Origin of the sequence: Myroides oncorhynchi (genome assembly GCF_020905415.1) — a bacterium.
Classification (GTDB): domain Bacteria; phylum Bacteroidota; class Bacteroidia; order Flavobacteriales; family Flavobacteriaceae; genus Flavobacterium; species Flavobacterium oncorhynchi_A.
In genome coordinates this window covers 2,434,153-2,450,595 of sequence record NZ_JAJJMP010000001.1, presented here as the reverse complement: position 1 = coordinate 2,450,595, position 16,443 = coordinate 2,434,153, and the positions used below count along the sequence as shown (strand labels likewise).

Annotated in this window: 7 protein-coding genes and 1 other RNA gene; 1 reads left to right on the top strand and 7 read right to left on the bottom strand. The window is 33.0% G+C overall.

From position 1 onward, the window contains the following. Positions 1–132: 132 nt before the first annotated feature. The 7 genes from LNQ81_RS10855 to ffs all read right to left on the bottom strand — a co-directional run bounded on the left by LNQ81_RS10855 (position 133) and on the right by ffs (position 14,839). The gene (locus LNQ81_RS10855; protein ID WP_229946644.1) at positions 133–3,096 is read right to left on the bottom strand and encodes a S9 family peptidase; all 2,964 of its coding nucleotides are present in this window, start codon (positions 3,094–3,096) and stop codon (positions 133–135) included. 62 nt (positions 3,097–3,158) lie between these two features. Beyond that, positions 3,159–4,811, bottom strand: coding sequence for a fatty acid--CoA ligase (locus LNQ81_RS10850; protein ID WP_229946643.1), 1,653 nt, complete (start codon positions 4,809–4,811; stop codon positions 3,159–3,161). Positions 4,812–4,977: 166 nt separating this feature from the next. After that, entirely contained in the window at positions 4,978–5,310 is a 333-nt protein-coding gene (locus LNQ81_RS10845; protein ID WP_229946642.1) for a hypothetical protein, read from the bottom strand. Positions 5,311–5,474: 164 nt separating this feature from the next. Then, on the bottom strand, positions 5,475–6,881 hold the full coding sequence (locus LNQ81_RS10840) for a sigma-54-dependent transcriptional regulator (RefSeq protein WP_229946640.1): 1,407 nt from the start codon (positions 6,879–6,881) through the stop codon (positions 5,475–5,477). A 412-nt stretch (positions 6,882–7,293) separates the two neighbouring features. Continuing rightward, a complete protein-coding gene (gene tamL, locus LNQ81_RS10835) occupies positions 7,294–9,603 on the bottom strand; it encodes a translocation and assembly module lipoprotein TamL (protein ID WP_229946639.1) in 2,310 nt (769 codons plus the stop codon). Next, positions 9,584–14,632: a translocation/assembly module TamB domain-containing protein gene (locus tag LNQ81_RS10830; RefSeq protein ID WP_229946638.1), complete on the bottom strand. Its 5,049-nt coding sequence runs from the start codon at positions 14,630–14,632 to the stop codon at positions 9,584–9,586. The genes tamL and LNQ81_RS10830 overlap by 20 nt, the downstream gene beginning before the upstream one ends. 108 nt (positions 14,633–14,740) lie before the next feature. Further along, positions 14,741–14,839, bottom strand: an RNA gene (gene ffs / locus LNQ81_RS10825) — signal recognition particle sRNA small type. An 88-nt stretch (positions 14,840–14,927) separates the two neighbouring features. Here ffs and LNQ81_RS10820 point away from each other — a divergent pair. After that, entirely contained in the window at positions 14,928–16,022 is a 1,095-nt protein-coding gene (locus tag LNQ81_RS10820; protein WP_229946637.1) for a glutaminyl-peptide cyclotransferase, read from the top strand. The last annotated feature ends 421 nt before the right edge of the window (positions 16,023–16,443 follow it).

Below are 16,443 nucleotides of genomic sequence, written 5' to 3'. Positions count from 1 at the left end.
GGTTATAGAGCTAATAAAAGAACTATAAAGTAGAATTACTTTGTAGTATTTGGCTAATGCTGATTCTGGGTTAAACACCAAAGGCTATTCCATTACAGAATAGCCTTTAGTTTATAATTTATTCAAAAGAGATTATTTTACTTTCTCATCTGTTAAGTCAAATCCCCAATCTTTACCTTTCATAGTAGCAGGAACTCCTTTTACCATCCATACAGGTGCTTTACCATCTTTTAAATAATAGTCAAAGAACTGTTGTTGACGAATCTGAATATCCTTTCTATTTTGGCGTTTCATTAAGTTGTGTTCATCTCCATTATAGTTAAGCATCCACGCTGGTTTACCTAGACGTCTTAAAGCCATAAACATTTCAATACCTTGGTACCATGGCACTGCTCCGTCATTATCATTATGCATAATAACTACAGGTGTTTTTACATTAGGCATTTTAAATAATGGTGAGTTCTCAACATATAAGTCATACCCTTCCCATAGTGTTTTACCTATTCTACTTTGAGTCTTCTCATATTGGAACTGACGGCTCATACCACTTTGCCAACGGATACCTCCATAAGCAGACGTCATATTCGCTACTGGAGCACCAGACCAAGCTGCTGCATACATATCAGTCACCGTGATCAAATGTGCTACTTGATAACCTCCCCAACTTTGACCTTGGATTGCTATCTTATCCCCATTCACCCAACTATTCTTCTTTAGATGCTCTACTCCAGAGTTAATATACTCTTCTGCAGATTTACCTGGTTGTCCATCTACATAACTAATATCTGGTGTGAATACTAAATAACCATTACTTACAAAGAATGGAATATTCAAACGAGATGGCGTAGGTGCTGGTGACTCATATCTATTTAAATTATCAGATACCTTCTCATAGAAATACACGATCATCGGGTATTTTTTAGTAGGGTCAAAGTCTTCTGGTTTAAATAATACTCCTGTAGAAGTATATCCTTTAGGTGTAGTCCATTCTACTAATTCGTTAGTTCCCCAGATATAGTCCTTTTGTTGTTTATTGATATCACTTAATTGAGTAGCAGTTGCTAGATTATCTGTGACAAATAAGTTAGTCGGTTCTACAAAAGATCCTTTTACATACCCATATACATTAGCATCTTTTGCTTTAAACAATGAACTATATCCATTATAAGCCTCCATTGAAACTTGCTTCAATGCATTAGTATTATTAATCTCTGTAGTAAAGAATCCTGCTTCTTTATTTTTCTCATTAAACACAGCTAAGATCAACTGTTCTGTTCTACTAAAAGAACGCTTCTCTTCATCTAATTTTAAGATGTCGAATGCGATATTATTTTGACGACCATATCCATTGGTAATCATTCTCGGTGCTTTATTACTTTTTAAATAAAACTCCCAGATATCAAAACGGTCTCTGATCAATACAGACTCATCATTGTCTGTCCAAGCTTGAATACCGTAAGCTGAAGCATTATCAGGCATATCGAAAGTCTCATCAGCAAATGACACTGTTAATCCTTTATTTAATTGCTTAGTGATTTTAGTCTTCACATCATAAGCATACCAATTCTTCTCCTCACTATTATAATACACAACTGCTGTACCTTTAGGAGATATACGCGCTGAACCAGGCAAGTCTGCAACTACTTCAACTTCCTTCCCTGTATTAACATCTACAATATAATAAGATGCTACTCCAGAGATATCCCACTGTCTCTCTACTCTACGACCAAAGTCTGATGAATTAAATACAATGTTTGCATTTCCTTCATCAACTAACTGCGTACCGTTAACTTTATCATTTGCTAAAGTAACCAATTTGCTTCTGTCCTTAAGGTTGATAGTCGCCAAGAAACTCTTTTTAAGATCTTTATCTAAGTTCACTAATTGCTGTGGTTGGATATAGTCTTCGCTATAATGCCATACATCAACTACTGCATGATCATCAGCAATTAATGTAGTGTCCTTAGCGATAGGCTGTGGTGCTATACCAAGATATAAACGTCCACCATTCTTACTAAACTTAGGCTTGTTATTCTCTGATACTATCCAACCTTTTGGCATACCTTTAATGGTATTAGAAGCTAGTACAGTAGCACCAGTCGTAAGGTTAGTATAATATAATTCGTACTTCTTTACTAATACTTTCTCTTCATCATTTGTACCAATGAATACCAATTGTTTTCCAGTCTCATCAAAAGAGAACTGTGTGTATTTACCATTACCCTCAAGAAGTGTCTTAACTGCTTTAGTCTTTAAATCAACAACAAAAACTCCGAAAGGTCCTTTAGCTACTTCCTCTTTAGCTATTGCTTCTGTACTAGTAGCTACTTCTTTATTTTCTTCCTTCTTGTCCTCGTCCTTTTTATCTTCTTTCTTATCGTCCTTTTTCTTCTCTGCAGGATCTTTCGTTACAAAAACTAAGTATTGACCATTAGCATCAAAGTAATAATCAGTAACATTTTTATATGATAGTTTCTCACCTGTCACTAGGTTTTCAAAGACTAACTCTAGTGGAGCATCTTTTCCAGGTTTTTTAGCTGCAGGTTTTTTAGCATCTTTCTTATCTTTAGCTTTAGTAGTATCCTTAACTGGCTCTAATAAATAAGCTAAGTAATCACCTTTCTTCTCAGGTATTTTAAATGACTTGATATCAGACTTCTTCGTTAAAGCTCCAGTTTTTAAATTATAAATACCTAAAGAGTCTTTTGCTATCTCGTCTTCTTTCTTTTTCTTATTCTTTACTGCTTTTAAATCAGTATATGTAGGGCGAATAGAGAATACAGAGAAATTAGATGTCCCAGTGAATACAGGCTTCTCTCCTCTGGGAATAGTGATTTTCTTTGTATTTTTGGCTGTTGAAATATAAAGTATTTTATCGCCTTCCTGTGGATTAACTTGATATAGCACCCATTCGCCATTATTAGAGAACGACTTTTCACCTATATTTTGCCATCCATCATAAACAGTATGATCTAGTGGCTTTTTTTGTGCATGGGATGTAAGGGTACCCAGCACAAAAAGACCCAATCCTAACTGTTTCCAGAAATAACTAGGATTAGATCTTTTTGATTGTTTTGTTGTTTGTGTTAATCTCATATTACGTTAGTTAATTTAAGATTCGGAAGTTAACGCAAATTTACTATATCACCAAACAACGGCTACAATTGATTCATTTTTTGCAATTCTCTAATACGTTTCTTGCTAATTTTTCCAACACTGGTCTTGGGAATATCCTTGACAAATACAAATCTATCTGGAATAGCCCATTTATTAATAACAGCCTTATCTACATAGATTTGCATATGGTTCTTTAACTGTTGTTCTGTAATTATCTCTCCTTCTTTAACTACTACTAAAGCAAATGGTCTTTCTCCCCATTTCTCATCAGGTATCCCCACAACTGCAGCATCTAATACACCAGGATAACTACCTACCATCTCCTCTAACGCGAGTGAAGACATCCATTCTCCTCCTGTTTTAATCACATCTTTAGAGCGATCAACTATTTTTACATCATTATTAGCATCTATCCATGCGATATCGCCTGTGTGTAAATATCCTCCCTCCCATAACTCTTCACTCTTAGCTTTATCTTTATAATAGCCCATTGTTAGGTATGGAGCACGTACTACCAATTCTCCCAAGGACTTTCCATCTTTAGGTACCTCATTCCCTTGCTCATCTACAATCTTTAAATCTACTAATAAAGCAGCTCTACCTGTCATCGTTCTTATGTTTAACTGAGATTCCAGGTCACTCTTAATAGTCTCTAATGATAGATAAGAAGTAGTCAATAATGGACAGGTCTCAGACATGCCATATCCTGTTACTACAGATATTCCTCTCTCCATCGCTCTGCGAGCTAAAGGTTTACTCAATGCAGAACCTCCAATCAATACACTCCAATTAGAAAAATCAATATCACTAGCAGCAGGGCTAGTCAAAAGCATATTTAAGATAGTCGGTACACAGTGAGAGATTGTTGGCTTTTCTTTTCTAAAGGTTTCTAAGAAACTTACAGGTTCGAACTTACCTACATATACCTGTTTTAAGCTTAGAGAAGTCGCTACATAAGGAAGGCCCCAGGCATGGACATGGAACATCGGTGTTAGTGGCAAGTACACATCTTTAGAGTTTATCTTAAACGCTTCGTTCATTAGAGATAATACACTCATCTCTACCATCGTATGAAGCACTAACTGTCTATGTGTAAAATACACTGCTTTAGGATCACCCGTTGTTCCCGTTGTGTAAAACAAAGTCGCTACTGCTTCTTCAGAAAAATCAGGAAAAGTATATTCACTAGATGCCGATGCCACAAGCTCATCGAAATATCCATTAATCTCAAGTGGTGTATCTACTACATTATTATGATCTCTGATAACTATGATTTGCTTTACTGTAGTCATCTTATCTTTTATCGATTCAATTATAGGTAAGAAGTCCTGGTGGACAACTAATAACTCATCCTCTGCGTGATTAATCGTATATAACATTTGCTCTGGCGCAAGACGCCAATTAACTGTATGCAATACATTGCCTGTAATCGGTACAGCAAAGTAATTCATCAGATAACGATGACTATCATAATCTATGACTCCTACTACACTTCCTCCTTCAAGACCGAAGTCACAGTACATATTACACAATTTCTTGATTCGTTTATATAACTCATAATAATCGAATCTAACTTCATCTTTATAGGCTATCTCATGCTGAGGGTTTACTCTCAGGGAATTCTCTAAGAGATCTTTTATCAATAATTGATAGGAATGAGCATTACTAACTGATTCTATTGTTTTAATTTTCATAATTCAGGTATATGTTGGTTATCCACAATATACTGAAAAATAATCACCACCACAATACTTACTATTTAGCTATCAATACGATATAAAGCAATAACATCTATATAGCGTATAAAAAAAGCCCTGTAAACAGGCTGTTCACAGGGCTTACTATATGTTTATAACAAATCTAACTTCTCAATGAAGCGATGAATTCTTCCACATCCGAGTCAAAGGTTGTCTCTTGAATCAACTCTAATGCATATTTAGTCATTTTCTTAAAATGAGTCTTAGAGAAACTTCTTCCTCCGAAACTCTCTTTACAAAAATCACCTATGATACCAAAGACTCCATTCACTTCGTCCATAGTCACCTCTTTCTGGTCTGCATATCTACCTCTTAATACAGCAGCACCAACATAAGCTCCTATCTTAACAACTAAGTCTGTATCTAAAATCCCTTTCTTATCTGCTAAATAAAATAACTCATCTAAATTATGATGTAATAGCGTTTTAATATCCATATTCTCTAACTCTCTAATTTATGCAAAGGTAAAAAGAAAACTACAGATATACTTAGAGCCTGTTTAAATTCGTCTATGTATTTTACTTATTCTCTTTTTAGAAGGAGAATATAGGTAAAGAAAAAAAGGTATCATAACAATCTGCTATGATGCCTTTTTAATTATTATAATTCTATATTATACAACTTCATCTTGTTATACAATGTCTTTCTATCTATTCCTAATACTTGAGCAGCTTTCGTCTTATTAAACTTAACTTTCTCTAGAGCTGTACGAATTACTTGTTCTTCGTTACGAGAAGAGAATAACTTTAAATCATCTTCAACAGATTCACTAGAATTAGTCATCAATGTACTCTCTGATTTAGGTACTAATATTTCTTGTGGTAATACATCTTTTTCGATTATATCTCCACGAGTCAAAAGAACAGAACGTTTAATAATATTCTTCATCTCTCGTAAGTTACCTGGCCAATCATAAGTTAAGAATATACATTCTACTTCTGATGAGAACTTCTTTACTGTCTTCTCTAGTTCTATATTTGATTCATTCAGGAAGTGTGTAGCAAACATTAAGATATCTGCACCACGATCAGCTAATCTAGGAGCTACAATACCAAACTCATTTAACCTGTGGTATAAATCCTCTCTAAACTCACCATCTCTAACTGCTTTAGGTAAATCTTCATTCGTAGCAGCGATAACTCTAATATCTACATCTATTTCATTACTACTACCTACAGGTTTCACTTTGCGTTCTTGTAATGCACGAAGCAATTGTACCTGAACTTCGTAAGATAAGTTACCTACTTCATCTAGGAATATTGTTCCTCCATTAGCAGCCTCAAAGTGACCTACTTTATCATTAACTGCCCCTGTAAAAGATCCTTTAATATGTCCAAAGAACTCACTTGAAGCTAAATCTTTTGGTATAGCACCACAATCAACTGCAATATAAGGTTTATCTTTTCTTTTACTTTTTAAATGAATAGAATGCGCTATATTTTCTTTTCCTGTACCACTATCCCCAATAATCAAAACAGACATATTAGTAGGAGCTACTAGATCTATATATTCATGTAATTGCGTCGAAACATTACTTTCTCCACGTACATAATCTAACACCTCTTCCTGTTCAATATCATTACTAGTAAAAGCAACTATTGTCTTGGTTTTGGGTTTGACACTTTCTCCACTTTCCAAAAAAACCTTTCTCTCAAGCGCTTGTTTAATAGTCAAAAGTATTTCATCCGGATTAATAGGCTTAGCGACATAATCAAATGCACCAAGCTTCATCGCATTCACTGCTGTTTTAATTTCGGTATACCCAGTCATTAAAATAACTTGGGCTGTTCTACATTTTGATTTTATATATTTTAGCAACTCTAAACCATTACTATCAGGCAATCTAACATCTGTAAGAACAATATCGTAGCACCCTTCATTGATGCATTGTTCCGCTTCTGTACTACTAAATGCATTAGAAACTATATAACCTTTTTTAGTTAAAAAAGTTTTTAGCATTTCGCAAAAAGGAACATCATCATCTATTACCAGAATCTTGTGACTCATATTATTAATATTTTAGTGCTATTGGCAAATTTAAACTTTTTATCATTCAATACCAATTGAGACATAAAATTAACCTTTTTAGAAACAACAAAAGGGAGCCTAAGCTCCCTAATTGTTTGAAGATCTCTCTTCTTCACCTTACTAACGATCTAACTGTTATCTCACGATAACATAACTTTTAAATAAACACTTAAATTTTCTTTTTCAAAAGCATGAAGTTTTTCAACTTTTCACTTTTTTTATAACACCTTACTAATAATACTATATACAAAACCGTGCCAAATCTAAAAAAAAGACACCCTACGCACATATAACATTTATTTTCAACATATTATACATAAAACAAAGATGCCCCTCAATTTTTTCCAATATGAAAAATTGAGGAGCATCTTGTGTATAGTTTCCACACTTATTAGAATGGATACCCAATTGCGAAATTAAACATTAAGTTATCTTTTCTCCACTTACTATCACCAAACTTAATATCTTCCATTACCCAACGACTTCCTGACTCATTATATGGTATTCTCAATGGAAAAGCAAAGTCAAATCGCAATACTAAAAATGTTATATCAAATCTAAGCCCTGCTCCTGCACCAATAGCAAATTCATTTAAAAAGTTACCACTAAACTTCCCACCTGGTCTATCTGATACATCATTCAAGTTCCAAATATTCCCTGCATCAACAAATAAAGCTCCATGCACAATACTAAACAATTTCTTGCGGTATTCTAAATTCATTTCTATAAGCATGTCTCCTGATTGATCTGGAATAAACTTAGCATTATTAACACTTGGATCAAAGGATCCTGGACCAATAGTTCGCGCTCTGAAAGCTCTAATACTATTAGATCCTCCTACATAAAATTGCTTAGTATAAGGCATCTGCTTAGAGTTTCCATAAGCTATCCCTATACCTGCATGGATTCTACTAACTAATTGAGATGTCTTGCTTAACTTTAGATAATGTCTAAAATCATGCTCTGTCTTTACATATTGACTAAATGGCACACCTACAATACTCTTTTCTTTATCGTTATCTGCATTAGCTCCCATTAATAATCCTGTGATATTAGCTGATAAATCTAATGAACCACGATAATAAATCGTATTCTTTTTAAATTTTTTTGATGTATTTGTATAGGTATAGGTATAAGTCGGACCAAAAGTCAATTGTTTATCTAAAACACGTTCTAAAGAAGGATTACCTGCTGCATACTCCTTATAATAATCAGTAACATTTCCTGGTTTTACATAATTAATATCTATTACCTTTAAATCGTGTTCTCTAAAAGCACTCTCTTTCCATAAATATCCCCATGAAGCTTTAAAAGATTGCAAAGAATATAACTGACTTCTCTCTAAATACTCTCCTCCTAAAATAGCTCTCGTCTTAGGAATAAAAGCGCTTGTTGATTCAATATTAAATGGAGATATTATCTTGGGCCAAGTTAAACTAGACTCTAATCCAATCTTGTAAACATTATATCCATTGTTCGCTGATGACATTTGAAAATCAGCTCCTCCATAAGCAGATACAGAAAAAACCTCAGCTCCTTTAAAAAAGTTTTTGTTACTCCAATTCAAGTTGAGTTCAGCACCATTATAACTAGCTGAATTCATTTTACCTAATAACTCTAAGCGTATTGCCTTTGGATTATCAGGTGTCAAAAAATAATACGCATTTAATTTATGATTTATACTATCTGATATTTCGAATTGATTCTTAACAAACTTAAAAACTCCTAAACTCACTAATCTATTCAAAGACAAATTATGATTATTTCTATTATAAATCTCTCCTGTTTTTAAATGAATAGCATTATCATAGATTGACGGCTTAAACTTTTCTTTTGGATCTACTATAGTAAAGTCCTTATAAGTTTTAGCTGAATCTAAAGCTTGTCTATAATCCCCATCTGATAAAACATAATCCGAAAATATAAATATCTTATCTATTGTGTAAGGGGCTAATGCTAATTTAGGTGTATTGTCTTTTACCTTTAAAAACAAATCAACTTCATGTTTTCCCACGGTACTATCAACTTGAACTAACAAATTATCTGCACTAAAAAAATAATATCCTTTATTTTTCAAATAATTATCAAAACGTACACGTTCTTCTTTTATATTATCTAAATCATAAGCTAAACCATTCTTTAACCTCGTAAAACGCATAGCTTTACTCAACATTTTATTAAGATCTGTTGAATCTTTAACGAAATTAAAATCGCGTATTTTATACTGTTCACCAGGCTTTATTGTATACTGAATTCCCCTTTTTTTCAAACTAGGAGTTAATGTGTCATACGTTACATTTACATTAAAATAACCTTGATTCTCTAATCGGTTAGATAAAATAGCACTGTTTTTTTCGATATCTACTTGATTGAATAAGACAGGAGCTTCACCCATCTTATTTCTCATCCATCTTCTCAATTTATTACTCTTCTCTGGATCACCTGCTAAATTATAAAAGAACAACTTAGTATATATCCCTAGAATAGATGCATTAGGTATAGGACGCATTAGCCCACTAAGTTCTTCATTCATAGTAGACTTCTTAGACTTTGTTAGAGAGTCTCCTTCGAAGATTAACTTTGTTCCTGAATATAGGTACTCATCATTTCCAAGGTGACGTGTTGTATTACATGAGAATAAAGACAAGAATACCACACATCCAACCAATCCATAATATATTTTACTCTGCTTTAGCCTCATCCCTTAATCGTTTTTTTAATTGTCTTTTGTCCTTACTGCGTTCAAAAAGCTCTTTGAATCTTTCATAACTCATTGTGATAATAAATCCTACTCCTGTTTCCACTATTTGTCCTTGTAGAGCTACTTCATAAGTGTTTTTTCTATAAACCCTTAGTAAATACCTTCCATCTTGAGATAATGCATATTCCAACTCTATATCTCCAGCGATATTAGCTGCCTGTTCATTCTCACGAGCATTTCCTTCTACTTCGAAGCTACTCCCTACAGTTACCTTTAATCTATCTGAGAACAATCGCTTAGATACAGCTACATTAAGATCTGTTCTATTCTCTCTACTCCCTGTCGAAAAGTCCTCTGATGATTCTAGATTAAAATTCAATTCAACTCCTGAGATTAGATTACTAGCTAGATTATTAAGCTGATCTGACAATAGTTTACTAACACTTTGTCTAGCCATAGAACCCGCAGATGTACCTCCTGCACTACTCTCAAAAGGATTTTCACCAATAAACCTATTCAATAATAACAAAGCGAACACTTGTTTATTCATCTCTGATTCATTCTGTCTAAGTTGTTCTAATTTTGTTTTAGTATTAGTTAAAACATCTCCAGCTACACTTGTAATACCTTCTTTCAACTGTACATCAAATGATATTTCTGGTGTAAGCAACTCTCCTTTCATTTTTAACAAAGTTTGAAATGGAATTTTCTGCTTATACATATTTTGTTGAGTAGGAGAAAGTCCACTTAATTGATTGCCTAACAAATCTATTGGTGCAGTCTTTACTTCGTAAATAGCTGTCAAATTTAAATTAGCATCTGTAGGATCTCCTGCCCAAACAATATAACTTCCCTTCTCTATCTCAAACTTTCTCTTCATCATATTAAATGATAAATCATAAGAACCTTGTGAGAATTCATACCTCCCTGATAGAGTCACTTTCCCAGAAGGATCAATACCTCCTACTAAATCAGCTTCTCCTTTTAATATAATTTTATCTCCACTAGATTTATCCATAATCATAGTAAAAGTAGCCTCTTTATCAACTTTAATTGACACTGAAACATCCAACCCTTTTAAGGCAGAAGTATTAAAGTCTTCTTCATACTTCTTTATTTCGGCTAACTGTAAACTATGTTCATCAACGAATTCAACAATACCTTCTCGATCCGCTATACTTGGATCTTCTTGTGGTAATACAAAAGAGAAGTCTGTTTTCTTTCCTATTTCTATCCCACCTGTAACTATTGGTTTGTTTAAATCTCCTTTAATCTTAATATCACTGTCAAAGACTAACTTCCCATAGTACATATCATTATCCTTAGAGGTAGAGTTAACTGCTTTGAAATCTATCGCCTTCACACTAAGATTAAATGCAAAATCTTTATAGGTTTTAGTTAATACTTGTCCATCGACAACCAATAGGTTACCATCTATATCTGTTACACTAAACTTATCTAACTCTATTCCCCTATTAGTAAAAGATATTCTCTCATTAATTTTTTTAAAATCAGCATTCAATTGATTAACATGTAATCCTACATTATTAAAATCCATTGCTCCTAAAATCTTAGGATCACTAAACTTCCCTCCTATTTTTATATTTCCTGAGAAATATCCTTCAGTTTCTGAAATATACTCTTTAGCAAAATATTCTAGAGCCCCCATTTGGAACTTGTCTAAGTTCACTTTCATATCCACATCTTGTGCATCTGCATCAACCCAACCACCTATGGATATTTTATTTTCTCCTCCTTGAAGAACTATATCTGTTATAAACTTACTTGCGCTTTCATTTTTAACTCCTACATGTAAGTCACCTAAACCTATCTCCATTACGTGCAGTTTAGTAATATCTATATCTGATATAAATCTAAAATCTGTAGCTAAATCCTTTAAATATACTTCCCCATTAATAAAACCACTTGCTAACAAGACATCTTTTTTAATAATTTTAGTAAGTGTCTCAATACTGAAATCATTAAATGATAATTTTAATGGACTATTAGCCACCTCATCCTTAGAAACGATTTCTAAAATACTTTTGCCATAAGATAACCTAAAGTCACTAACATAAAATCCTTCAGGCTTTACTACAAACTTATTCTCTGTGTCAACTGTCCATTTTTGATAGTCTAACATAAACCCATCAGGATGCAAACGCGTGATTAAATCCCCATTACGTGCTGTAACATCCCCCGCAATCAAATAGACAGGTGCTCCTATTTTATCTTTTAAATTTAAATTATAATTAATCGTATTATTCTTTATATCACCTTCTAATACCATTCTACGTAAGGCTACACTTGCATTTGCTATTTTCTCTACTCCTAATGCGTAAGTTAATGCTCCATCTACAGGTTTTACATCTAATGAGATATTACTTATCTCATTATCTCCATAATGAATAGTAGGAATTACTCCATTAAAACTAATAAAGTCAGTACTAGATTCATATCTTCCTTTAAAATCGATAGGCTTTAGCTCCTTTAATTCAGGGACTAAAGAATGAATCAGTGGATTGTCTTTGATCTGCAAACTATATGTAAAATAATGATTTAATATCCCTAATTTACGATCGTTTAGTTTGTCTTTTAGTTCCTTATCAGTATTAAAATAAGTACTAAATGTAGTTGCTAACAAATCAGCTAATAGCGTTAACTTATATTGTCCCTGCATATTAAAATCAGCTAGCTCAGAAGTAAGACTAAGTGACTTATCATTACCATTGGTAATGGCATTAAGTTCTATTGGTTTTAAATTAAATACTTTATCATTTACACTATAAAACAAATCATTAAGGATCACACTTCCATCTAAATCATCAGGTATGATATTATTTAGTTTAGTAGTTATCTTTCCTTTAAACACAGAAGGTGTATCAACTAATTTTAATTTGAATAAATCTATATAATTAAAGTCTGCCAATAAATCTAAACTAATCCTATAGTCAGTCCACAATCCACTAGCAGCAATAGCAAAACTCAGATTGGGATCCTCATTAATCGAATTTACTTTATAACTACCTTGATCAAGTGCTGCACCTACCTTTAGATTACTATAGTTATAGCCATTATACTCAGCCTGATCAATCTTAACCTCTCCTTTTGCAATAGCTTTATCTGGATTAAACCCTACCCCTGATACATTAGCTGACATTGTCAACGTACCAATAGAATCATTCTTTAATATTTGTCCTAACTTTAGTTCAGTAAGGCTAGCATCTAGCGAATACTTCTCTTTTCCTTTAAAACGCTGATCTAAAAAGGCTTTTATATTAGCATTTCCAGAAGTAGTTTTTAATGATAATTGTGTTTGTATTGTGTTCATACTTCCACTAATATTACCTGATAAAAATAAATGAGCAGGGATTTCTATATTAGTAGGTACAATTCCTTTAGGAGCTATGCTAAATATATCCTTAGCAGAAGTTTGAAACTTAGTCAAATTCAAATTAACAATTGCTGATTTTGGCTTAGTTGCCTCTTTTATATTTCCTGACACATTTATTTCAGTAGAATGTAAGCCTTTTACTAAAAACTGATCTATAGTCAAATCACCAATCAGTCCCTTTATCTTTACATCTATCTTAAGATCTTTTTGACTTAAAGCAATTAACCCAGCTTGCTCAAATATAGTTGGCATAGCCAAATAAATATCTTTCAACCCTAAATGTGATTTTTGTATTCTGACATCTAGAGAAGTATTTTCTAAATCATCTGCAAGTTTATTGACGTCTTTGTAATTTAATAAAACACTAGCAGCAAATTTTGAATTAGGTGTTTCTAATACAAAGTCTTTAATAAAAGCTGTTTGATCGCCATAAAGGAAGTAAGTCTTAAACTTATCTAACTGCAATCCACTCTTTTCTTTAAACGAAAAACCTTCTAGATTACCTGTTATTGTAGACGGAGAAAATTGAAAATCCTTTAAATCAAAATTAATATCAGTAAATTCTATATGATTAGGATCTAAACCAAAAGTCAATGCCTTAAAATTATCATTATCGAACTTGACATCAATAGAGTTTAAAGAAAACTGTTTTATTCCAAGCTTCCAAGGAGTAGATTCTTCCACTACAGGAGTAGTATTCTCTTCTACGGGTTGTACTTTCTTAATCGTTGAAGAAAGCAAATGAACAACAGCCGTAGTATTATCTAAACTGATTTCTTTTAAATCAATCTGTTGATTCTTTAAATCTATTTGTTCAAATGTCGTTTTAAAAGACCCTAAAGCGAGCTTAGCATATAATTTGCTCTCACTATCCTCAAAAATAATATTACCATCTGTCCATTCTATAGTACCTAAATCTACAATAGGCATAATAGACGCGTTAATATCTTCCTTTTCTGATTCTACTAATTGCTGTGCCTCAATAGAAACCTGAGAAGGCAATTCTTTTTTATAATTTAAATCTATACCAACAATTGATATTTTTGGAATAGCAAATTTTAACTGATCTAAATCAAACTGTTTAAAGCGTGTGATGAACCTTTTTAGACCAAATGAGACATGATGACCATCATAATCATCATTATACTTTACTTCGATATTACTAAGACTTATCTCACCTACATCTATAGCCATAGAACCACTGTCCTCTTTATCCTCTTCTTCCTCAGAGGCAAAAGCTTCGATGATATAATCAAAGTTAAAACGACCTAGACTATCTCGCTTTATATCGGTTTTAAGTCCATCTAGTTGAATGCTATTAACATCTACAGAACTTTTTAAGAGAGCAAATAAACTAATATCTACACCTAGATAATTAGTATACAACAAGGTATCCTGCTGCTGAGATTCAACATAAAGATTCTTTACAACTATCTTTTTAGGAAAGGCTATTTCTATTCTATCTAAGGATACAGGAGTTCCAATTTTATCCTGTACATACGTTATAGCTACATCCTTTACCTTATTTTGAATATAAGGAATCTGAATAGCTACTATAAGAATAAGGAGTATAAGGAATAAACTAAGTAAGAACCAGCCTAGTATCTTACCTATTTTAATTGTTATCTTCTTCAAAACAAATTTTTTTATACAAAAATAACAAAATTAACACCTTACTAAAAATGTTAATCAAATATATAACAAAAAAAATCTCCAACATGGAGATTACATAAGATAAGAAAAAAATGGCAAGCTACCTACATCGCACCGCTACAACCTCTGACCTTTGCTGCGTTCCCACCCTGGAGGATTAAGAGGGAGCTGGTCGTGTAGGACTTGCCATTGCAAATATACAACGGTTTTTTATTTTTCCAAGCTTTTTCAACTATTCACATTAGATTTGTATATTGTATCAAATTAAAAAATAACCATGAAAAAATATAACATTCTAATTCCGTTAGTATTAGGAATAGCTTTTATGAGCTGTTCAAACAAAAAAAATTTAGAAAAAAATGTTCTTTCGATCGAAACTGGGCATCTAAAGCAACTATATAAGGGGAATGAGGACATAAAACTAAGTCTAAAAACTACCGAAAATGCCCAAGTAGACTCTGTAATTTATTTCTTCAATGACAAAAAAGTAGGTACTTCTTTGAAGAATGATGTTCTGAATATAAACTTAGAGCAACAAAAACTTGGCAAAACAACAATCAAAGCGATAGCTTATGCTGACACAGCTAACAAAGAATTTACAACGGGTATAGAAATTACTGCTCCTAACGCTCCTGCTTTTTACACGTATAAAATAGTAAATACATATCCACACGATCAAGAGTCTTATACTCAAGGACTAGAATTTTACAATGGTATATTATATGAAAGCACTGGTAATGGTGAAGGTGGAGGAACAACTGCAGGAAGAGGTACAGGTAAAAAAGGTATTTCTAGTGTACGTCAAGTAGATTATAAAACAGGTAAAATCATCAAGATTCACAAACAACCAATGGAAATCTTTGGTGAAGGGTGTACTATCCTAAATGGTAAACTATACCAACTGACCTATCAGAATAATGAAGCTTATGTCTTTAATCCGGAGACATTAGTACAAGAGAAAACACTACCTTACTTTCAGAAGATGGAAGGATGGGGACTGACTAATGATGGTAAACATCTGTATATGACATCAGGCTCTGAGTTTATCTACAAACTAGATCCAGAAACATTTAAAGAAATAGACAGAGTAAGCGTATATACAGATAAGAATGTAATCCCATACGCTAATGAAATGGAATGGGTAGACGGTAAAATATATGCTAACTTCTACGCACAAAATGCAGTAGCAGTAATCAATCCTAAAACAGGTGCGATAGAGGCTATTATAGACTTTAGCGAGTTATTAAATCTTACAACATACCACGAAGACAGAGATGTAATGAATGGTATCGCTTATAACCCACAGACTAAAACATTCTTCCTAACAGGTAAGAACTGGGATAAGATGTTCGAAGTACAGATTATTAAATAATTTAGGGAACTAAATAAAGAAAACAGGTAACTGGAAACTGATAACAAAAAATGCTGACCGTAGTCAGCATTTTTTTATTGTATAATCCTATTATCTATAAGACTTGAATCCTGTGATATACTTACTCTGCTCTCAAAGACTTTCCCATGGTGACATAGTGAGTAGATAGACTAACTAACCATTACTATACACTCAAGACATCCATTGAGGGTAACTAACCACACAGTATGTCTTGCTGACAAAGTAAGCTTCTCACTAGTAACTCTACAGCTATAGAATGAGATTCTTCGCAAACTCAGAATGACATACGATACGGATATACTACTGGTCATATATTGTCTTAAGCAAGATACACACACCTCCTTTCTGAAAGACAAACATCTGTAATTTTCACTCCCTAAAAGGAGTCCTCTGTTCCCTG